23 protein-coding genes are annotated in these 21980 nt (G+C 33.4%); 10 read left to right on the forward strand and 13 right to left on the reverse strand.

Translation table 11 applies throughout. The features are described 5' to 3' along the window. Positions 1 to 47: 47 nt before the first annotated feature. Positions 48 to 1376: a DUF6252 family protein gene (locus AAC053_RS00440; protein WP_339751448.1), complete on the reverse strand. Its 1329-nt coding sequence runs from the start codon at positions 1374 to 1376 to the stop codon at positions 48 to 50. 215 nt (positions 1377 to 1591) lie between these two features. Between AAC053_RS00440 and AAC053_RS00445 the strand changes: the two genes are divergently transcribed. The 3 genes from AAC053_RS00445 (at position 1592) to AAC053_RS00455 (ending at position 3577) form a co-directional block, all read left to right on the forward strand. Further along, complete coding sequence (locus tag AAC053_RS00445; RefSeq protein WP_339751451.1) at positions 1592 to 2107, forward strand: 30S ribosomal protein S16; 516 nt, start codon at positions 1592 to 1594, stop codon at positions 2105 to 2107. A 107-nt stretch (positions 2108 to 2214) separates the two neighbouring features. Then, positions 2215 to 2742 carry a ribosome maturation factor RimM gene (rimM, locus tag AAC053_RS00450; RefSeq protein WP_339751607.1) on the forward strand — a complete coding sequence of 176 codons (528 nt, stop codon included), beginning with the start codon at positions 2215 to 2217 and terminating at the stop codon, positions 2740 to 2742. Positions 2743 to 2863: 121 nt separating this feature from the next. Further along, the gene (locus tag AAC053_RS00455; RefSeq protein WP_339751453.1) at positions 2864 to 3577 is read left to right on the forward strand and encodes a methyltransferase; all 714 of its coding nucleotides are present in this window, start codon (positions 2864 to 2866) and stop codon (positions 3575 to 3577) included. Here AAC053_RS00455 and AAC053_RS00460 read toward each other — a convergent pair whose 3' ends face one another. Together AAC053_RS00460 and AAC053_RS00465 are read right to left on the reverse strand one after the other, a co-directional pair. Further along, positions 3578 to 4456 (reverse strand): arginine deiminase family protein, encoded by an 879-nt coding sequence (locus AAC053_RS00460; protein WP_339751455.1) that lies wholly within the window; start codon positions 4454 to 4456, stop codon positions 3578 to 3580. A 1-nt stretch (position 4457) separates the two neighbouring features. Further along, complete coding sequence (locus AAC053_RS00465) at positions 4458 to 5765, reverse strand: amino acid permease (protein WP_339751458.1); 1308 nt, start codon at positions 5763 to 5765, stop codon at positions 4458 to 4460. Positions 5766 to 5832: 67 nt separating this feature from the next. Here AAC053_RS00465 and AAC053_RS00470 point away from each other — a divergent pair, with 67 nt between their 5' ends. The 3 genes from AAC053_RS00470 to AAC053_RS00480 all read left to right on the forward strand — a co-directional run bounded on the left by AAC053_RS00470 (position 5833) and on the right by AAC053_RS00480 (position 9231). Next, positions 5833 to 6921 (forward strand): SRPBCC family protein, encoded by a 1089-nt coding sequence (locus tag AAC053_RS00470; protein ID WP_339751459.1) that lies wholly within the window; start codon positions 5833 to 5835, stop codon positions 6919 to 6921. Positions 6922 to 7052: 131 nt separating this feature from the next. Beyond that, positions 7053 to 8231 (forward strand): acyl-CoA dehydrogenase family protein, encoded by a 1179-nt coding sequence (locus tag AAC053_RS00475; RefSeq protein WP_339751461.1) that lies wholly within the window; start codon positions 7053 to 7055, stop codon positions 8229 to 8231. 103 nt (positions 8232 to 8334) lie between these two features. Further along, on the forward strand, positions 8335 to 9231 hold the full coding sequence (locus tag AAC053_RS00480; RefSeq protein ID WP_339751464.1) for a serine/threonine protein phosphatase: 897 nt from the start codon (positions 8335 to 8337) through the stop codon (positions 9229 to 9231). 99 nt (positions 9232 to 9330) lie between these two features. Here the strand turns inward: AAC053_RS00480 and AAC053_RS00485 are convergent, their stop codons facing one another. From AAC053_RS00485 to trmB, 7 genes are all read right to left on the reverse strand, one after another. Continuing rightward, positions 9331 to 9666, reverse strand: coding sequence for a ferredoxin (locus AAC053_RS00485; RefSeq protein WP_339751467.1), 336 nt, complete (start codon positions 9664 to 9666; stop codon positions 9331 to 9333). 53 nt (positions 9667 to 9719) lie between these two features. Beyond that, positions 9720 to 10781 carry an NAD(P)/FAD-dependent oxidoreductase gene (locus AAC053_RS00490; RefSeq protein WP_339751470.1) on the reverse strand — a complete coding sequence of 354 codons (1062 nt, stop codon included), beginning with the start codon at positions 10779 to 10781 and terminating at the stop codon, positions 9720 to 9722. 163 nt (positions 10782 to 10944) lie between these two features. Then, positions 10945 to 11184: a NifU family protein gene (locus AAC053_RS00495; protein WP_339751472.1), complete on the reverse strand. Its 240-nt coding sequence runs from the start codon at positions 11182 to 11184 to the stop codon at positions 10945 to 10947. Between the two features lie 56 nt (positions 11185 to 11240). Continuing rightward, entirely contained in the window at positions 11241 to 12377 is a 1137-nt protein-coding gene (locus AAC053_RS00500; protein ID WP_339751474.1) for an Mrp/NBP35 family ATP-binding protein, read from the reverse strand. 111 nt (positions 12378 to 12488) lie between these two features. After that, on the reverse strand, positions 12489 to 12821 hold the full coding sequence (locus AAC053_RS00505) for an MGMT family protein (RefSeq protein ID WP_339751477.1): 333 nt from the start codon (positions 12819 to 12821) through the stop codon (positions 12489 to 12491). Further along, entirely contained in the window at positions 12821 to 13450 is a 630-nt protein-coding gene (locus AAC053_RS00510; protein WP_339751480.1) for a LysE family transporter, read from the reverse strand. Before AAC053_RS00510 ends, AAC053_RS00505 begins: the two co-directional genes overlap by 1 nt. A gap of 3 nt (positions 13451 to 13453) precedes the next feature. Next, positions 13454 to 14128, reverse strand: a complete 675-nt coding sequence (gene trmB / locus AAC053_RS00515; protein ID WP_339751483.1) for a tRNA (guanosine(46)-N7)-methyltransferase TrmB — start codon at positions 14126 to 14128, stop codon at positions 13454 to 13456. 336 nt (positions 14129 to 14464) lie between these two features. Here trmB and AAC053_RS00520 point away from each other — a divergent pair, with 336 nt between their 5' ends. Continuing rightward, positions 14465 to 15292, forward strand: a complete 828-nt coding sequence (locus AAC053_RS00520) for a glycosyltransferase (protein ID WP_339751486.1) — start codon at positions 14465 to 14467, stop codon at positions 15290 to 15292. Here AAC053_RS00520 and AAC053_RS00525 read toward each other — a convergent pair. Further along, the gene (locus AAC053_RS00525) at positions 15275 to 16318 is read right to left on the reverse strand and encodes an ATP-binding protein (RefSeq protein WP_339751489.1); all 1044 of its coding nucleotides are present in this window, start codon (positions 16316 to 16318) and stop codon (positions 15275 to 15277) included. The genes AAC053_RS00520 and AAC053_RS00525 overlap by 18 nt on opposite strands. Further along, positions 16318 to 17004 carry a response regulator transcription factor gene (locus AAC053_RS00530; protein ID WP_339751492.1) on the reverse strand — a complete coding sequence of 229 codons (687 nt, stop codon included), beginning with the start codon at positions 17002 to 17004 and terminating at the stop codon, positions 16318 to 16320. Before AAC053_RS00530 ends, AAC053_RS00525 begins: the two co-directional genes overlap by 1 nt. A gap of 229 nt (positions 17005 to 17233) precedes the next feature. On the opposite strand from AAC053_RS00530, the gene AAC053_RS00535 reads away from it, so the two are divergent. From AAC053_RS00535 to AAC053_RS00545, 3 genes are all read left to right on the forward strand, one after another. Next, the gene (locus tag AAC053_RS00535; protein WP_339751495.1) at positions 17234 to 18997 is read left to right on the forward strand and encodes a T9SS type A sorting domain-containing protein; all 1764 of its coding nucleotides are present in this window, start codon (positions 17234 to 17236) and stop codon (positions 18995 to 18997) included. A gap of 77 nt (positions 18998 to 19074) precedes the next feature. Next, a complete protein-coding gene (locus tag AAC053_RS00540; protein WP_339751498.1) occupies positions 19075 to 20055 on the forward strand; it encodes an acyl transferase in 981 nt (326 codons plus the stop codon). 167 nt (positions 20056 to 20222) lie between these two features. Continuing rightward, positions 20223 to 20537: a YHS domain-containing (seleno)protein gene (locus tag AAC053_RS00545; RefSeq protein WP_339751609.1), complete on the forward strand. Its 315-nt coding sequence runs from the start codon at positions 20223 to 20225 to the stop codon at positions 20535 to 20537. A 112-nt stretch (positions 20538 to 20649) separates the two neighbouring features. Here the strand turns inward: AAC053_RS00545 and tyrS are convergent, their stop codons facing one another. Continuing rightward, positions 20650 to 21960, reverse strand: a complete 1311-nt coding sequence (tyrS, locus tag AAC053_RS00550; RefSeq protein ID WP_339751500.1) for a tyrosine--tRNA ligase — start codon at positions 21958 to 21960, stop codon at positions 20650 to 20652. Positions 21961 to 21980 lie beyond the last annotated feature (20 nt).

Below are 21980 nucleotides of genomic sequence, written 5' to 3' on the forward strand. Positions count from 1 at the left end.
AAAGCGCTACTCGATGAGTAGCGCTTCCTAAAATATTTTCATCTAAATTATGCTTGCAAATAGTCTGGAACACCATTAGCATCAGCGTCAACTGCATCCGCTGGATCACCATCTATATTTGGATCTGCATTTTCATCAATAGTTAAAATAGTATCTCCATCATCATCATTATCTAAATAATCATCTACACCATCTCCATCTGTATCACCAGTTTCAAAATTTGAGAATAAGCCATCACCATCATCGTCATTATCTAAATAATCTACATCGCCATCACCATCAGTATCAACTGGGTTTCCATTTGCATCAATAGCTTCATCTGCTGTTGGTATTCCGTCTCCATCATCATCAGCATCTAAATAATTCGCTATACCATCACCATCACTATCATCACCCGAAGTATCATCATAAATTAAACCATCTCCATCAAAATCCTCAAAAACATCAGGAATTCCATCAGAATCTGTGTCCAAGCAGTTGAGGTTATCTATGTCTGTTTGTATGCTTCCATCTTCATCTCCACAAAACTGTATTTGTTCTTGAAGGTATAGTAGGTATTGGGCGCACTTTTCTGCATAATTACCAATAGTTGCTGCGTTATATTGCAATTCAGCTTCCACTCTGTTCGCAGTAGCATGCTCACATGTTAGAATACAATTTCCTAATGTATCAATTATGTCTTGTATAGAACCATCTACGTCACCACAATAATCACGTTGTGTATTTAGTGCAGCTACAAAAGCATTACATGCAGACTCAAACTCAGTACTACTTACAAATTCTATGCTTGAGTCAAAAGTAGCCTCATAGGCTATCAACGCTGTGTTAGATGCCGTTTCAACATCATCACATAATATTGGGTTTGCAGGAATTTCCCCTGAAACCAAAGGTACTTTGAAGAAAATACCATTGGTATAACCAACCGAATTTAATCCCGATGCATCAAAAGCTAAAAATTGAAATCTACCTGTAAACGTACCTCTTGTTAAATCTATTTCATCAATCCAAATCTTACCAAGTTCTGGATAAATGGACACATCTTCGTCTGGTCTATTGTTTGTTGAATACACAGTACCAAAACCATCTATGTATTCCGCCTCCATTGTTTCAATAGGGTTGTCACCTCCATCACCAACTACAAATGGCTCATTCTCTGGTGTTTCAACGACTGAAGGCACTCTAAGCGTTACAGTTTCTATATTATTTGTACCTATTATGGTTAAAAAACCATTGGCTTCAATACTTGCTGAAAAAGCCTTGGCTCTCCAAAGTTCATTTTCGCGATCACCTTGAAAAGCAGGTGTATTAAATTGCACTTCGTCGCCACAGCTAAGTATTGTTAAAAAAACAAGAGATAAGAGAATACGTTTTTTCATGTTTAAAATTGATAATTTTTCCTTGGTTCAAATATAACGAAACAAGAATACCAAAAGTATAATAATTTTTAAAACTGAGCCATCTTGATTTCTTCTTTTAGTTAAAGTGAGATTCTTTCAGTTAAAGTGGATTAAAACATCTAAGAATTAAAAAAATATATTATCTTTGCGCCCTCATTAATAACAGAGGTCGAGAACCTCACTAATTAATTATTATGCCTGTAAAAATTAGATTACAAAGACACGGTAAAAAAGGAAAACCTTATTACTGGATCGTAGCAGCGGATTCTCGCTCTAAAAGAGATGGTAAATACTTAGAGAAACTAGGTGCTTACAATCCAAACACAAATCCTGCAACTATCGAGTTAGATGTTAATGGAGCTGTACAATGGTTACAAAACGGTGCACAACCAACTGATACTGCAAAAGCAATTTTATCTTACAAAGGAGCAATGCTAAAGCATCATTTAGCTGGTGGTGTAAGAAAAGGAGCCTTAACTGAAGAGCAAGCTGAAACAAAATTCAACGCTTGGTTAGAGGAAAAAGCGGCTAAAGTACAAGCTAAAGCAGATGGTTTATCTAAAGCAGATGCTGATGCAAAGGCTAAAGCACTAGAAGCAGAAAAAGCAGTAAACGAAGCACGTATCGCTGCAGCTGCACCAGTTGTTGAAGAAGAAGTAGCAGAAGATGTTGCAACTGATGAGACAGCAGCTTCTAACGAAGAAGAATAAAAAATTTATTTTTATACTTTTAAACCCAGACCTTAATCGTCTGGGTTTTTTATTTCATTAAAATTAGATCCTGAAACAAGTTCAGGATGACAAAATCAAAATTTGTTTTGAAAAAAGAAGATTGTTTTTATTTAGGGAAAATTGTAAAAAAATATAGCTTCAAAGGAGAACTCCTTGCTAAGCTAGATACAGATGAACCCGATATATATGATAATTTAGATGCTATTTTCATTGATCTAAGAGGCAATCTTATTCCTTTCTTTGTGCAATCCTCTCAATTGCATAAATCAGAATTACTACGTTTAAAATTTGAAGATGTCGATACAGAAGCTGATGCTGACGCATTAATGAAAACCGAATTGTATTTACCCTTAGACTTATTACCAAAGCTTGAAGGAAACAAATTCTATTTCCATGAGGTCATCGGTTTTACAATTAAAGATGAGAATTTTGGTGAAGTCGGCATTTTGAAAAGTATCAATGATTCTACCGCTCAATCTTTATTTGAAATTGATAGAGATGGCATCGAAATTTTAATTCCTATGAATGATGAGTTTATAGTTGAAGTAGATCGAATAAATAAAACTATTGAAGTCAACACACCTGAAGGTTTGATTGATTTATATATTGAGTAAATCTGTCATTCAGAGCACTACTGAAATCAAAATATATTTTGATTGAAAGTATTTTGCGAAGCAAATAAGAATCTCAAAATGAGATTGCCACGTCCTTCGTCCTCGCAATGACAAGAATATTATGAACAAGCCATTTCAATTTAAAGAGTTTACAATCAGCCAAGACCGTTGTGCTATGAAAATTGGCACAGATAGCGTTTTACTTGGCGCATGGACTTCCTTAAAAAATAATCCATTTTCAGTTTTAGACATTGGTGCTGGCACAGGCGTTTTAGGTCTTATGCTAGCTCAACGAAGCAATGCTGAAGCTATTGAGGCTCTAGAGATAGATGCTGAAGCTTACGAGCAATGTTCTGAGAATTTTGAAAATTCCCCTTGGGCAGATCGCTTATTTTGTTACCATGCTTCTCTTCTAGAATTTGTTGAAGAAATTGAAGATAAGTACGATCTTATCATTTGCAATCCTCCATTTTACTCAGAAGACTATAAAACTGATAATAATGCTAGAGATTTAGCACGCTTTAATGACGCGATGCCTTTTGAGCATTTAGCATATGCTGTTTCTCAATTACTGAGCGAAGACGGACTTTTTTCGGTAGTGGTTCCTTTCAAAGAAGAGAAAAACCTAATTGATTTAGGTTTTAGAGTTGGATTATTTCCAAATCGTTTAACCCAAGTAAAGGGGAATCTGGATTCTGAAATTAAGAGAAGTCTATTAGAGTTCTCTTTTAAAGAAGATGAAATAAAAAATTCCGAATTAATCATAGAAACTTCAAGGCATAAATACACTGAAGACTACATCAATCTCACCAAAGATTTTTATTTAAAAATGTAATTAGTGAGACCGCAACAGAGGTCGTGTTAAACATGTTGGTCCACCTCCACCTTTTACACTAATATCATTTCCTTTATAGGTTGTAACCTCACATCCTGCTTGTTCCAATAACTGTTTTGTTTTTGGATTTCCATCAACCATTAAGCATTTTCTTGGTGCAATTGCCAACACATTACAACCCATAGACTCAAATTCTTCATCTGGTACTTCAATAAATTTAAAATCTCTTTTAATGAGTTCATCTCTAAACTTAATTGGCATTAAAGAAGAATAAACTACTGCCAAATCTTTATCTACAGGATTTAAAATGCTCATTAAATGAAACACCTCATTTTCTCCTTTATAATGTGGTAATTCGGCAACAATAATGTCTATTCCATTAGGCTCTAATAAGGTTTTAAGTTGTGTAATCCCTTCCGTATTGGTTCTGTAGGTATATCCAACGGCCAAAGTTGTTTCATCTAACCAAGCCACATCACCACCTTCTAGAGTTCCCGGAGCTTTTATAATTCCTAGAACAGGAATATTATTTGCTCTATATATTTCTAAATGTGAATTAGGTTCATTAATTCGTCCTCCCTTTCCCATGTTACAAATAATCATTCCAAAATCTGTAGCAATTGACGCATCTCTGCAATAAATAGAGTCGATTTTTACATTCTCATTAAATGGAAAAGAATGGATTTCAATATTTTTATTGGCAAAATACGCTTCAAAAATTCTATATTCTTCCACTGAATTAATAAAATCTGGACACGATAAATAATTAAGTTCCTGCCATTGTTTTGTCAATTCATAATTAGAAACAAAAGCATTTTTTGATGATTTAATAAAAACAGATTGAAGTTTTAAATATTCTGAATGATGTGTGTATTTCATATTAATTTTTGCCTTGATTCCATTTCATAATTACATAAAATGGAATTCCTATCAATAATAATAAAAACCCATAAAATACACTTTGTTCACCTGTCCCATAAATTGCCCATAAAGAATAGGCAATTCCAAGCATACCAAGAACCACTGTTTTAATCCAACTATTTATATAAATTTTTCTTTCTATAAGAACTAGTATATAAGCGGCTGCAACAAATAAATAAGGTATCAGGGCAGAGAATACTACAATTTCAGCAATAAAGGTAAATTGATCTACAAGACCATCAGATAGATTCATTAACATTATAACTGTTGTCAATGAGCTTCCGATTATTAATCCCATTGCAGGAGCTCCTTTTTTATTTAATCTACCAAATATTTTAGGAAATAAATTATCGTTAGATGCTGCCATTGGTATTTGTCCTGTAAATAACACCCACCCATTTAGGCATCCTATTGCAGAAATGGCTATCCCACCAGCTACAAAATACCCACCAAAATCTCCTCCAATTAATATTGCTGCATCTGCAAAAGGTGATGGGGAATTAGCTAAGACATCCATGGGTAATACTCCAAAAAGGACAAACGTACTTAATATATAAACGATAGCAACAATTATGGTTCCTAATAGTGTAGCCTTAGAAATTGTTTTTTCTGGGTTCTTAATATTTGCTGCAGGAATAGAAGCAGATTCAATTCCTAAAAAGGCATACAATGTTGCTGCTGCTACAACCGGAAATATTGAAAAATTACTTTCTCCGGTTAAATTGAAAGACGGAAAATTATTAATGTCAAAAAGAAATAAACCAGCAATAATCACAAACCCTAGAGGCAATAATTTTAGTATCGTAGTAATAACCTGTACTTTCCCAGACTCTTTTATACCTCTTGTATTTATCCAGGTGAAAAACCAAATAAATGACAATCCGACTAATACTCTAATTATACTATCACTTTCTAGTACCGGAAAAAAGAAACTTAGTGCACCAACAATTGTTATGGCAAGAGCAGCATTACTAACCCAAATGGATATCCAATAACCCCAAGCAACCAAGAAACCAATAAAATCCCCAAACCCAGCTTTAGAATAAGTATAAGGGCCACCACTTTTATTTCCTATTATCTTGCTAAAATTGCCAAATATTTTAGCTAAAATTAATGCTCCGACTGCTGTAAATAGCCATCCTAAAAAACTAATACTCCCATAGGGTGCAAGAATTGCTGGGAGAACAAAAATCCCTGCTCCAATCATGCCTCCGACCACATAAGATGTAGTGGTTATCAATCCAATTTTTTGCGATTTAGAATTCATTATGATGTTGTTTAAGCGATAAGTATTAATTGCGTAAATTGAAGGGCGTTTAAATATACAATAATAGATGTCGGAAAATTTCTATATAAATACAGATATTACGAAGGCGAAAACACTTCCTGCACTTTTTTATAAGTCGGAGGCGACTTTTGAGGCACTAAAAGAACTTGTTTTTTTAAAATCTTGGCAATTTATTGGTGATGAGAACTTGGTAAGACTTCCTCAATCTGTTTACCCATTTGTTTTGTTAGATTCATTCTTAACTGAGCCAATGTTATTGACTCGTAATGAAAATGAACATATAAATTGTTTAAGTAATGTTTGTACACATCGAGGCAACGTTGTGGTTTTACATCCAGGTAAATCAAAAAAACTAACCTGTATGTATCATGGGAGACGTTTTAATCTAAAAGGTGAATTTGAACACATGCCCGAATTTAATGAAGTAAAAGATTTCCCAAAACCATGTGATAATTTACATCAATTTCCATTAAGAAAATTAGGTCCATTACTATTTGCCGGATTAAATCCATCTTTCGATTTTCAACAAGTTATCGATAAAATGAATGAACGCATTGGTTTCTTACCAATTGATGAATTTATTTTGGATAATTCTATTTCTAAAGATTACCTAGTTCATGCAAATTGGGCTTTATATTGTGATAATTATTTAGAAGGCTTTCATATACCTTTTGTTCACAAAGATTTAAATTCTATTTTAGATTATGGCAGTTATAAAACCGAAACCTATGACTATTGCAATCTACAAATTGGGTACACTGATGAAGCTACTGAAGTATTTGACCTTCCTAAAAATCATATTGATTATGGTAAAAATGTGTCGGCATATTATTACTGGGTATTCCCAAATATGATGTTTAATTTTTACCCATGGGGACTTTCTGTTAATGTTGTAAAACCATTAGATATAAACAGAACTAAAGTGTCTTTCATTTCTTATGTTTACGACCCTTCCAAACTAAACAAAGGTGCAGGAAGTGCGCTTGAAAAAGTAGAACGAGAAGATGAGTTTGTTGTTGAACATGTTCAAAAAGGAGTACGTTCTTCCTTCTACAAAGCTGGACGATTTTCACCTACAAGAGAACAAGGTGTGCATCATTTTCATACTTTACTAAGTAAATTTTTAAACGCATAAATTTTACATCTAAAACGTTATAGTTTCTTTTGCTTTCTTTAAATTTGGTGCATTATAGTTTTTAATCAAAACAGATGAACCGAGCATTTATGCGAACACTATCTGACAACCATTAAAATAAATATTACCAGATGAAACCAGATTTATTTGAAGCTCCAGATTACTACAACCTTGATGAGCTTTTAACAGAAGAACATAAATTAGTTAGAGATGCCGCAAGAGAATGGGTAAAACGTGATGTATCCCCTATTATTGAAGAATACGCTCAAAAAGCAGAATTCCCAACTCAAATCGTTAAAGGATTAGCCGAGATAGGAGCTTTTGGACCATATATTCCTGAGGAATATGGAGGTGCTGGATTAGACCAAATTTCTTATGGCTTAATTATGCAAGAAATAGAACGTGGTGATTCTGGAGTAAGAAGTACAGCTTCAGTTCAGTCTTCTTTAGTGATGTACCCAATTTGGAAATATGGAAATGAAGAACAACGTCAAAAATACCTACCAAAATTAGCATCTGGTGAATGGATAGGCTCTTTTGGTTTAACAGAACCAGATCATGGCAGCAATCCAGGTGGCATGGTGACCAACTTTAAAGATATGGGAGATCATTATCTTTTAAATGGTGCTAAAATGTGGATTTCAAATTCACCATTTTGTCAAATAGCTGTTGTTTGGGCTAAAGATGAAAGTGGACGTATTCACGGATTGATTGTAGAACGCGGTATGGAAGGATTTACAACACCAGAAACACACAATAAATGGTCACTAAGAGCATCTGCTACTGGTGAACTGATTTTTGATAACGTGAAAGTGCCAAAAGAAAATTTATTACCCAACAAATCTGGTCTTGGCGCACCACTTGGATGCTTAGATTCTGCACGTTTTGGTATTGCTTGGGGAGCGATTGGAGCTGCTATGGATTGTTATGATACGGCTTTAAGATACAGTAAAGAACGAATGCAATTTGGCAAACCTATTGGACAGTTTCAATTACAACAAAAGAAACTAGCTGAGATGATTACCGAAATCACAAAAGCGCAACTATTAGCTTGGAGACTTGGTGTAATGCGAGAAGCTGGCACAGCAACCTCAGCACAAATTTCTATGGCAAAACGTAATAATGTGGATATGGCAATTAACATTGCTCGAGAAGCTAGACAAATGTTAGGTGGTATGGGAATCTCTGGCGAATACAGCATAATGCGTCATTCTATGAATCTTGAAAGTGTGATTACTTATGAAGGCACTCACGATATTCACTTATTAATTACAGGATTAGATATTACAGGCTTAAATGCTTTTAAATAGAGCCTAAGGATCATTTAATTTTCTCGCTCTAGAGAAATCGATGTGAAATAAAATTTATAAAAATGCCTCTCAATTGAGAGGCATTTTTGTTTACATTTACTTTATGTCTTCAAAAAATAGATTAGATAGAGCCTACAAAAGCGCTAAGCGTATAACATTTGATGACACTTCTAAGTTCATTTTATTTAGTGATTGCCACCGCGGAGACAACAGTTTTGCTGACGACTTTGCTAATAATCGAAATATCTATTTTCATGCTTTAGAACATTATTATTCTGAAGACTTTAGCTATTGCGAACTTGGAGACGGCGATGAATTATGGGAAAACTTATCATTTGATTCAATTTTAAACGCTCATAAAAATGTTTATATGCTCATGAAACAATTTCATGAGCAGGAACGTTTGCACATGATTTGGGGAAATCATGATATGGTGTATCGCGATCCTAAATATGTAAAAAAACACTTATCTGCTTTTTTTGATCCAAAAACCGGCAAAAATGAAGACTTATTCTGCGGTATTAAATATAATGAAGGTATTGTATTACAACATTCTGAAACAAAACAAGAGTTATTCTTAACGCATGGTCACCAAGCTGATTGGTGGAATTACCTCTTCTGGAAATGGAGTCGTTTTATGGTACGTGTGCTATGGAAACCCTTAAATGTTATGGGTATTGCAGATCCTACAAGTCCTGCAAAAAACTACAAAGAATTGATTAAAGTAGAACGTAGAACAAAAAAGTGGATAACTGAAAAAGATAATCTCATAACCGTCGTTGGCCATACACATAGACCCCGTTTTCCAGAACCTGGTGACATTGCCTTTTTTAATGATGGTAGTTGCGTACATCCAAGAAGTATTACAGGTATTGAAATTGAAAACGGTAAAATTTCTTTAATTAAATGGCAGATTGTAACTACTGAAGATGGTACGCTAAAAATAGATCGCTTTTTGTTGGAAGGGCCAACTCGTTTGATTGACTATAAGACTGAGTAAAAATTAACTGTCATTGCGAGGACAAAGGACGCGGCAATCTTTTAAATCGGAACAAAAACAAACAGATTGCTTCATTTTATTCGCAATGAAGATACACTATTAACTTTCAGGCGCCAACTCAACTTCTAAACCCTCCATTACTGAAGTCATTTGAATTTGACAACCTAAGCGAGAATTCTCTTTTACATAAAAAGCTTCTGATAACATAGCTTCTTCTTCATCTTGCATTTCTGGCAACTCAGTTTCACTCAACACATAGCATTGACAAGAAGCGCACATAGCCATGCCACCACAAACACCAATGGTACCTTCTGGAGCCAACTCGTATGAACGAACCACTTCCATTAAATTCATAGCCATATCAGTAGGTGCTTCAATTTGATGTTTTACACCTTCTCTGTCTATAATTGTTATATTTATGTCTTGTTGATCCATATATTATTTCGTAGAGATTCGCTGAGTTTACACTGAGACTGTACAGAGCAAACTTATTGTATCGCTTTTACTACAGCCTTTGGAGCTTCTTTACGAGTGCCATCAAAGCCATCTATTCCACTTACTGTTGTATATTTTAAAACATATCGTTTTCCAGGATTGATGATCTTATAGGCTGCTTGACACATCAAAGTCGCTTCATGAAAACCACAAAGAATCAACTTTAATTTACCTGGATAGGTATTCACATCACCAATGGCAAAAATACCAGGAATATTCGTTTGGTAGTCTAATGAATTATCAACTTTAATCGCATTCTTTTCTATTTCAAGTCCCCAATTTGCTATAGGTCCTAATTTGGGAGAAAGACCAAACAATGGAATAAAATGATCGCATTCAACTTCAAATTCTTTTTCTATATGCTGTGCTTGTTTTACAACAATAGCCTTTACATTTCTATCACCAACAATACCTACAACTTCAGCAGGTGTAATAAGATTTATTTTTCCTTTATTCTTTAGTTCTTGAACTTTTTCTACAGAATCTAAATGGCCTCTAAATTCATTTCGTCTATGAATCAATGTTACCTCACTCGCCACGTCACTTAAAAAAATACTCCAGTCTAAAGCCGAATCTCCACCACCTGCTATTACAACTCTTTTATCTCTATAAATTTCTGGATCTTTAATAATGTATTCTACACCTTTATCTTCAAAATCAGTAATATTATGAATCAAGGGTTTTCGTGGTTCAAAACTACCTAAACCGCCAGCTATTGCAACTATAGGCGCTTTGTGTTGTGTTCCTTTATTTGTAGTGACAATAAATGAATCGTCTTCTTGTTTTTCTATAGTTTCGGCACGCTCACCCAATGTAAAACCAGGTTCAAATTGCTTACACTGCTCAAGTAACTTGCCCGTTAAATCACCAGCTAAAATTTCTGGATAAGCAGGAATATCATAAATCGGTTTTTTAGGATAAATCTCGGAACACTGGCCACCCGGTTGTGGTAAAGCATCAATTAAATGGCACTTTAATTTTAAAAGACCTGCTTCAAAAACAGTGAAAAGACCTGTTGGACCTGCTCCAATAATAAGTATATCTGTTGTAATCATTTTATTCCTGCGAAGGCAGAAATCTATTGATTACCACCTTGTCCTTTTAACTATTAAAACCTACAAGATTTTAGAAACCTCGCAGGTTGTTTTTATTCAACTTTCTATTAAGCACAAAACTAATAATGCATTTCAATTTAAAATGTGATAAATGTCATAATAACTATTCAACATTAATAACTTTTTCGATTTGTGGAGCGTATTTTTTAATCGTCATCTCTACACCAGATTTTAAAGTCATCTGATTAACACTACAAGACGTGCAAGCTCCAACCAATTGCACCTTAACAAACTTATTATCATCTATAGATAACAAATTAATATCTCCGCCATCACTTTGCAAAAACGGACGAATTTCGTCCAATGCTTTTTCTACGTTTAATATAAGTTCTTCTGAGCTCATTTACTTTTTGTTTTTCTCACCCTAGCCCTCACAAGAGTTGAGGGAGTTAATGAATTTTACTTTTTTATTGCAGAGCATCCTGCCATTGTTGTAATTTTTATTACTTCTGTTGCTGGCAAATCTTTATTTCTATGCACCACTTGCTGTACAACTTCTCGGGTTATTGCTTCGAAAGCTTCTTCTGTTGGAGTAGCTGTTTGCAAGGCTGCTGGTCTCCCAACATCACCTGCTTCCCTAATGCTTTGTACTAATGGCACTTCACCTAAAAAAGGTACGTCTAAATCTTCAGCCAAATTTTTTGCCCCTTCCTTACCAAATATATGATATTTATTTTCTGGTAATTCTGCAGGTGTAAAATATGCCATGTTTTCTATAATCCCTAAAACTGGGACATTAATACTATCTTGTTGAAACATTGCAACACCCTTTTTAGCATCTGCTAAAGCTACATTTTGAGGTGTACTTACAACCACAGCTCCTGTAATTGGTAGTGCTTGCATAATACTTAAATGTATATCTCCGGTTCCTGGAGGTAAATCGAGTAATAAGAAATCGAGTTCGCCCCAAGCTGCATCAAAAATCATTTGATTTAATGCTTTAGAGGCCATTGGCCCTCTCCAAATTACAGCTTGATCTGGTTTAGTGAAAAATCCAATAGATAAAACTTTAACACCATAATTTTCAACAGGTTTCATTTTAGATTTTCCATCTACATTTACTGACAATGGTCGTTCTGAAGCCACATCGAACATTATAGGAATCGATGGGCCATAAATGTCTGCATCTAAAACACCAACTTTAAACCCCATTTTTGCCAATGTAACAGCCAAATTAGCTGTAATTGTAGATTTTCCAACACCGCCTTTACCCGAGGCAACAGCCACAATGTTTTGAATACCAGGAATTGACTTCCCTTTAATTTCATTTTTGGGTGGTGTTACAGGAGCATCAACTTTAATGTTAACATTTATTTTTGCCTTTTCATAGACTTCTCGATGAATGGTTTGTAAAATCTCAACTTCTGTTTTTTTACGTGCTTGAAGACTTGGGTTTTTAATCGTAATATCTACAATCACTTCATCTGCAAATGTCACTACATTAGTAACAGCTCCACTGTCCACCATGTTTTCACCTTCTCCTGGAGCTGTAATGGCTTTGAGTGCGTTTAATATATCTTGTTTGTTTAGTTTCAAAATGCTTATCTAGATTTATTCTAAATGCAAAGATACTGCTAAAAGTTTAGATTTTGAAGCGGATAAATTGAAATGATTAATGAAAGGAATTGGTTTTGCAATATTGAATTTCTACTCTAAATATTTTGCTGGATCCCAAAATATAGACTCTAAATTTTGAATTTGATTGTCTATGATTTCAATACCTTCATTTTCTAGTAACTGTTGCATCAAATTAGTGCCTTCAAAATGATGCTTACCTGTTAAAAGTCCTTTACGATTTACAACACGGTGTGCTGGAATATCCTTTCCGTGTGAACCATTCAAGGCATAACCAACAATGCGAGCACTCTTTGCCGCACCTAAATATTTTGCAATAGCACCATAACTTGTTACTCTACCAAAAGGTATTTGTCTAGCAACATTATAGACTTTTTTAAAAAAACCAAGAGTCTCGGGCTTCATTACAACTCTCTTAAAATATTAATTAAAGTTATTAGGGCAACGATTCCCGTAATAATACCAATACTATAATTCATGCTTTTTTGAGAAGTGATTTTTTTGTCTTTTATTTTATCGAAGAAAAAAATATAGACATATAGCACTACAAATGTTCCCATTGAAGCACCTGTAACATAGGTTATGATACTTGTTCGCTCAAAATTCATCCACCCAAATGAGGCAAGAGTAATAGTCATATAAGCTTGATAAGGAATAGGAAACACATTTAGCACTGAAAGTAATATACCGTGCAACAACCGTCCATGCTTACTCTTAATCTCAGTCTCAACTTTTGCTTCTTTTTGTTTAGAAGCTAACACTAAAAAATAAATGGTAATAAGAACAAAAATGACAAAGGCAACACGTTGCAAAATTTCCACAATATCGGGACGATTAGATAGATATCTTGCAAAGATAATGGCAATATAAGTTTGAGCAAAAACAACTATAGATACTCCTGTTGAAAACATTATGCCACGTCCTGCACCTTCCTTGAGACTTATTCTCGCGGCTGTCATATTGAGAAGTCCTGGAGGAATAACTCCAATTAATGCAACAAAAAGTCCAAGAAAGAAAGCGAGGGTTATGCTCAAGTTTTAATTGATTTTAAATCTAATATACGTAATTGCTTTGTTATGCTCTAAATACTGCTTTTCGTAAAAGGTTTGAATTTCGGTTACTTCTTCGGGACTCCCTTCTAATTTATATACATTATGGTTGGCATATAAAATCTCATGTCCCAACCCATGAAGCAATCCAAGGGTATAACCATGCATAAACTCACTATCTGTTTTTAGATGCATTAGCCCTTCTGGTTTCAACACTTTTTTGTAACGTTCTAAGAATTGAAGATTGGTCATTCGATGTTTTGTACGCTTATATTTTATCTGAGGATCTGGGAATGTAATCCAGATTTCATCCACTTCATTTTCTGCAAACAAGTATTCTATAAGTTCAATTTGTGTTCTTATAAAAGCGACATTGTTTATACTTTCTTCAATGGCTGTTTTAGCACCTCGCCAAAAACGAGCGCCTTTAATATCTATTCCTATAAAATTTTTATCTGGATAGCGTTTTGCTAATTCAACTGTATATTCACCTTTTCCGCAACCTAATTCTAAAACTAAAGGCTTATCATTTTTAAAAACATCAGCTCTCCATTTCCCCTTTAAAGAATAGGTTTTATTAACCAACTCATCTCTTGATGGTTGAAACACATTAGCAAAGGTTTCGTTTTCTTTAAAACGTTTGAGTTTATTTTTACTTCCCACTTGTATCTACAGTTTCTAGATAATATTAATAATTCGGTAAAATTAAGGAAACATTTTAGGTTTATCTTTGTTTCATTCAATCATGTCAAAAATAAAAAAATACTGAAACCTGATGAGCATAATAAACGCATTTTAGTTGCACCCTTAAATTGGGGCCTTGGACACGCTACGCGATGTATCCCTATTATAAATGCACTAATAGAATGCAACTTCGAACCTATTATCGCAAGTGATGGCGCTCCTCTAGAATTATTGAAAAAAGAATTTCCGCAGCTTCAAACGATAGAATTACCTTCATACAATATTAGGTATGCAAAAAAAGAAAACTGCCTTAAAATGAAGTTGTTAAAAGACTTGCCTCGCTTTTTAAAAATCATAAAAAAAGAAAAAAAACTCATAGAAGCTTTAGTTGAAACTGAGCATATATCTGGCATAATTTCCGATAATCGTTTTGGCGTAAGTCATAAAGAAGTCCCTTCAGTATTTATAACACATCAATTGCGTGTTTTAAGTGGTCTTACAACATGGTTTAGCTCTAAATTGCATCTAAAAATAATTTCAAAATTTAATGAATGCTGGGTGCCAGATCATTTGGGTACCAAAAATCTTAGTGGAGATTTAGGACATGTTGATGACTACCAGCATTTCGTAAAATATTTAGGTCCTTTATCTCGTTTTAAAAAACTAGATATAAAAATAAAATATAATCTTCTGGTACTACTCTCTGGACCAGAACCTCAACGAACATTTCTTGAAAACAAACTCTTAGAAGAATTAAGGTACTATAAAGGAAATGTACTTTTTATAAAAGGAAAGATAGAATCGCAACAGCAGAAAGAAATTAGTGGGAATATGGTTATTTATAATTTTATGACAAGTACTGAACTAGAAGTTGCTATAAATGAAAGTGATTTTGTTCTAAGCAGATCTGGTTATACCACTATAATGGATTTGGCTAAACTCGAAAAAAAAGCCTTTTTCATTCCTACACCTGGACAATTTGAACAGGAATATTTAGCAAAAAAAATGCTTGCAGAGGGTATAGCACCTTGTGCAACTCAAAATGAGTTTAATCTAAAAATGCTATCTAATGTTGAAAATTTTAGTGGCTTTATCTCTCGAGAGTACCAATTAAATTACAAGAAACTATTTAGTCTTTTCTAGAGTAAATGAAAACTCACTACCTACATCTAATTGGCTTTCTACATATATTTTTTCTTCGTGCGCTTCAATAATATGTTTTACAATAGACAAACCCAAACCTGACCCACCTTCTTTACGAGAACCACTCTTATCAACACGATAGAAACGCTCAAAAAGGCGTGGTAAGTTTTGTTTAGATATGCCTTCACCATTATCAGTAACTCTAATAATAGCTTTGTTTTTAATCAGGTTTTCTATACTAATTTCTGTAGTTCCTTTTGTTCTTCCGTATTTAATTGAGTTTACAATTAAATTAGTTAAGACTTGTTGTATTCGTTCTTTATCAGCATTTACCATTATAGGTTCTAAATAATCAATATCAAACGTTAAGGTTATATTTTTCTTTGCCGCTTTCATTTCGAAAAGATCAAATACATTTTGCACAATTTTTACAATATCAAACTTCTCTTTATTAAGACTTAGATCACCAACTTCTAATTTAGTAATCATGTCTAAATCCTTAATGATGTATGTTAAACGTTCTACACCTTTACTGGCTCTCGTAAGGTATTTATTTCTAATTTTCTCATCATCAATGGCACCATCCAAAAGTGTATCTACATAACCTTGTACAGTAAATAAAGGTGTTTTTAATTCGTGAGATACATTACCAATAAATTCTTTGCGATATTCTTCTCTAATTTTTAGAGTTTCAATTTCAATTTTCTTGTCTTTTGCATATTTGTCAATTTCACGCCTAAGAGTTCCCATATCAGTAGTAATGGGTTGCTGCCTTAAATTTGTAGATTCTAAAAGTGTAAGGTCATCATATATTTTTTTTACACGTCTATATATAAAGCGCTCTACTCTGTATTGAACAATAACGAAACACAAAGGGAAACAAATTAAAGGGAAGAAGATGACTTGCCAATTAAACGTATGATAATAGAATAAAAAAACACTTACAACGAGTGTTGTAAACATCGTTACATATAGCGATGTACATATTGCAAATATATACGTTTTTTTAAAGTTACTTTTTTGCATTAGTCTACAAACTTGTAACCAACTCCTTTTACAGTTTTAAAAGATTTGTCTCCTATTTTTTCGCGAAGTTTTCTAATATGCACATCTATAGTTCTCCCACCAACAACGACATCATTTCCCCAGACTTTATCTAAAATTTCTTCACGCTTAAACACTTTTCCAGGCTTGGTTGCTAACAAAGATAACAATTCAAACTCTTTTCTTGGCAAAGTGATTTCTACACCTTTATTTGTAATTTTATATTCTTCTTTATATATAACTAAATCACCAATCTTAACTATAGTACCTGTAGCATCTTCAACATTCTTAAGGCGTCTTAATAAAGCCTTTACCTTACTAACTAACACCTTTGGCTTAATTGGCTTTGCGATGTAATCATCTGCACCTGCATCAAAACCAGCTACTTGAGAATAATCTTCACCTCTAGCTGTTAAAAAGGTAATGATTGTTTCACTTAAATTCGATTGTTCTCTAATACGCTCACAAGCTTCGATACCATCCATTTCTGGCATCATAACATCTAGAATAATCAAATGAGGTTTGTGTTTTTTGGCTTTTTCAACTGCTTCCACACCATTTTCAGCAGTAATAACTTGATAGCCTTCATTTAATAAATTATAGCCAACAATTTCTAAAATATCTGGCTCATCATCTACCAATAATATTTTAATATCCTTCTTTTTCAATAGAAATTCAATTTTTAGTTTTGTAAATATAAAATATATCTACCTTATCTTATGATGAAATTTTAATTGGTAACAATTAGCTAACATTACATTCTAAATTGCTGAAAATTAAAACCCACTGACAATTAAAGTGTTATCTTATTGTAAAAAAGCGCATTGTTAATAAACTCTATTATAAATACTCGCAATTTGTTAGTATATTTATAGTCTAATTTTTTAAAAATCAATTATGAAAAAAATTTACTTTTTATTATTTACTTTAATGTTTGGAGCATTTTCTTTTGCACAAACGACTTTATTCCAAGACTCCTTTGAGACAGGGTCACCTGACACATTAGGAACAATGTCTGAAATGTGTACTGATGGAGCTGGAGACTTTTTTACCGTTACAGATGGAACTAACATTGGTGGTAATTATGCTGTTAGTGGTGCTGATGGTACTTTTTGGCTAGCGGCACAAGATACTGATGGAGCACCAGAATGCAACTCTGCTACACAAACTTTAGAGTATGATAACATTGACATCTCTGCTGGAACTGACATGACACTAGCATTTACAGTTGCTGAAGATGATGATGGCACTAATCAAGATTGGGATGCAGATACGCTTGTTTATTTAGAAATTGATGTTGACAACTCTGGTACTTATACTAAGATATATCAATTTGCAGCAACTGGTGGTACAAATACTGAACCAGGTGTGGACACAAATTTTGATGGTACAGCTGATGGCGCTCTATTGAGTAATCTATTTCAAGAATTTACTGCTGCAGTTCCAAATGGCAGTACATTAGATTTAAGAATTACTTTTGAAAAATTAAATGCTGGTGACGAAGATATATCAATTGATAATATTCGTGTAATTGATGGTTATGTTACATCACCTGAGATTACTATTACTTCTCCTGCAGATGCAACAGTATTTGCACCAGGCACAACAAATGTAGATGTTGAATTTTCCACTGCAAATTTAAATGGAGGAGAAACTGTTAGTATAACAGTTAATGGTAATACAACTAATAATGCTACTAGTCCTTTTTCTATCCCAACTACTGATGGAACAGCTTACGATGTTACTGTTGACTTAGTGGATGGTGGTGTTTTAGATACAGATATGATATCTTTTAGTGTAGGTAGTCTTATAACTGTTGCAGACATCACAGCTTTAAGAGCTGATGTAGTTGCTAACGGCCTAGGTAGATTTTATGAAATCACTGGAAGTTCTTTAGTAACACATACTGATGGTTTCAGAAATAGAAAATGGATACAGGACACTGATATTAGTGGTGTCCTTATTTATGATGATGCTAATGTTATCGCTACTACTTATAATGTAGGAGATTTAGTCTCTGGTTTAAGAGGAACTACGACTGATAGCAATGGTGTATTAAGATTTGTACCAACTTCCGATTCTGGAGTTATTGCATCTTCAGGAAATTCAGTTGTTCCTCAAACGGTTACTATTGCTGATTTAAATGCTTCGCCTAACGATTATGAATCTGAACTAGTAGAATTACAGAATGTAATTTTTACTGATGGTGATGGTACAGCTACATTCGCAACTGGTCAAAACTATGATGTAACAGATGGCACGAACACTATCGTTAAACGTACTGATTTCTTTGGCGCAGATTACATTGGAGAAATTATACCTTCAACTCAAGTGCCTTCTGTAGTCGCTGTTGCTGGAGAATTTAATGGTGCTGCACAGATTTATGTAAGAACTTTAAATGATTTTACGTTATCAACTAGTAACTTTGAAACTTCAAGCTTCTTATTATATCCTAATCCAACAAGTACAGGTTCTATTACTATTACTTCTGTAAGTAATGATACTATATCTGTAAAAGTTTACGATATTTTAGGAAAACAAGTTAAAAACGAAACCTTAACAAATAACACGTTAAATGTTTCTAACTTAAAATCTGGTATTTATATAATAAAAATTACACAGAATAATACTTCTACTACCAAAAAATTAGTAATTAAATAAGTATATTTTTTAATACATTATAAAGCGTTGCTTGAAAATTTCAGGCAACGCTTTTTTATTTTCCATACTTTTGTAGTATGATATCTAAAGCCGCTATTTTTAATTTAAAATCTAATGCAGAGTTCGATACTTTAGCATTAGAAATCTTTAGGTTTCAGTTTAAAAACAATGTTATATATCGCTCCTTTTGCGACTTACTTTATAAGCATCCGGCTGATGTAAAGAGCATCTTAGATATTCCATTTTTACCAATTCAGTTTTTTAAATCTCATAAAGTTTTATGTGCTGCAAACTCTGTTGAGAAAACCTTCACTAGTTCTGGCACAACAGGCAGTATTACAAGTAAACATTTAGTGACTGATATTAAACTTTATGAAGATAGTTACACTAAAGGGTTTAACCATTTCTATGGTGACATTGAAGATTATGTTGTTTTAGCTTTACTACCATCTTATTTAGAACGTGATGGCTCTTCTTTAATATATATGGCGAACGATTTAATTGTTAAATCTAAACACCCAGAAAGTGGCTTTTACCTAAACAATCTTGAAGATTTAGCCCAAAAACTACAACAACTTGAAGCTAAACAGCAAAAAACACTACTCATTGGTGTCTCTTTTGCTTTGTTAGATTTAGTTGAACAATTTCAGTTTAGTCTAAAACACACTTTGGTTATGGAAACTGGTGGTATGAAAGGCAGAAGAAAAGAAATTATTAGACGAGAGCTTCATAACATACTACAATCTGGTTTTGGAGTCACAAAAATTCATAGTGAATATGGTATGACTGAACTTTTGAGTCAGGCCTATTCTAAAGGAAATGGTGTTTTTAAATGTCCTCCTTGGATGAAAGTCTTAACACGAGATACCGAAGATGCACTTACGCTTCAGCAACCAAATAAAACTGGTGGTATTAATGTTATTGACCTAGCCAATCTTAATTCATGTTCATTTATTGCTACTCAAGATTTAGGAAAAGTTAATGAGAATGGTCAGTTTGAAATCATTGGTAGATTTGATAATTCTGATATTAGAGGCTGCAATTTAATGGCTTTGTAAGTAGTGAACTGTTTTTCGACCTATTTCCTATAAGGTCTATTATATGAAGTATTTTATTCTATTTTACAATAATCTCAAGCGCTTTTTCTCAAACTATAGATTACAATACTAAGAAAGGTTTTGTAGCTAAAGGCTATGATGTAGTTGCTTATTTTAACAATTAAGCCATTGAAGGGTCTAAAACATATTCCACAACTTTTGACAGTGTAAAGTATAAATTTAGTTCTAAAAAAAATCTAGATATTTTCCTAAACAATCCTGAAGCTTATATTCCACAATATGGTGGCTATTGTACATATGCAGTCGCAACAAATTCAAAAAAAGTTGATATTGACCCTAAAACCTTTGAAATTAGAGATGGAAAACTTTATTTATTCTATAATTCTTGGGGAAATAATACCTTAACAAAATGGTTAGAAGAAAATGTGAAAGGTTTACAAAAAAATGCCGACTTAAATTGGGAGGCTATAAAGCTTAATTAATTCTATGAAAAAGAAAAATTAACTAAGTTAGCCTCTAAGTTGATTGATTGGTTAGATGTGCCCGAAAGTAATTTCGGGCATTTTTTATAATGATAACACTGTATCAAAATACTTAAATAACCTTTAAGATAAAATTCGTTTTCTTACCTCTACTGATTACAATATACTTGTCGTTAATCAAATCTTCAGAGGATAATTTATAATCTTCTTTTACCTTTTCTTTATTAACAGCTACAGCATTTTCTTTTAGAGCTCTACGTGCATCTCCATTAGAATTTAAGAAGTTAGTTTTCGCAGCCAAAGCTCCAATCATATCTATACCTTCATCAAATTCTGATTTAGAAATTTCAGCTTGTTTCACACCTTCAAAAACGTCTAAGAACAAACTTTCGGGTAATTGTTTAATCTCGTTTTTAAAATCTTTGCTAAATAATATTTTAGCTGCTTTTACTGCGTTATCATAATCTTCTTTACTATGCACAAAAGTTGTTACTTCTTCTGCTAGACTTTTTTGTAAAGCCCTAGAGCCAGGATTTTCTTTATGCTCTGTAATTAAGTTTTTAATAGTCTCTTTTCCCAAAAAAGTAAAAATCTTAATATACTTCTCGGCATCTGCATCAGTAGTATTTAACCAAAATTGGTAGAATTTATAAACTGATGTTTTATCTGCATCTAACCAAATATTACCACCTTCACTTTTTCCAAATTTAGAGCCGTCTGCTTTTGTAATAAGAGGACAAGTAATTGCATAAGCTTTAGCTTGGTCTTCACCATCATGCATACGTCTTACCAATTCAGTCCCTGTAGTAATATTTCCCCATTGATCGCTTCCTCCCATTTGTAACTTACAACCTATTGTTTTATACAAATGATGAAAATCGTAACCTTGTATTAACTGATATGTAAATTCTGTAAAACTCATACCAACATTTCCTTCTTCACCACTTAATCGTTTTTTTACAGAATCCTTCGCCATCATATAATTTACAGTAATGCGTTTACCTACATCTCGAGCAAAATCGATGAAGCTAAAATCTTTCATCCAGTCGTAGTTATTTACTAAAATAGGAGCATTTTTTTCTACAGAATTAAAATCTAAAAAACGAGATAATACATTTTTTATACCAGCAACATTATGCGCCAAGGTAGCTTCATCTAGCAAATTACGTTCGTCACTCTTCCCAGAAGGATCACCAATCATACCAGTAGCTCCACCAACCAAAGCAACAGGTTTATGACCTGATTTTTTTAAATGAACCAATAAAATTATTGGAACTAAACTTCCTATATGTAGTGAATCTGATGTAGGATCAAAGCCAATATATGCTGTCGTCATTTCCTTTTCTAATTGCTCTTCTGTGCCTGGCATGATATCGTGTACCATTCCTCTCCAACGTAATTCTTCTACAAATTTATTTGCCATTACTTTATTTTAATTCAATG

Source organism: uncultured Winogradskyella sp., assembly GCF_963975125.1.
Lineage (GTDB): Bacteria > Bacteroidota > Bacteroidia > Flavobacteriales > Flavobacteriaceae > Winogradskyella.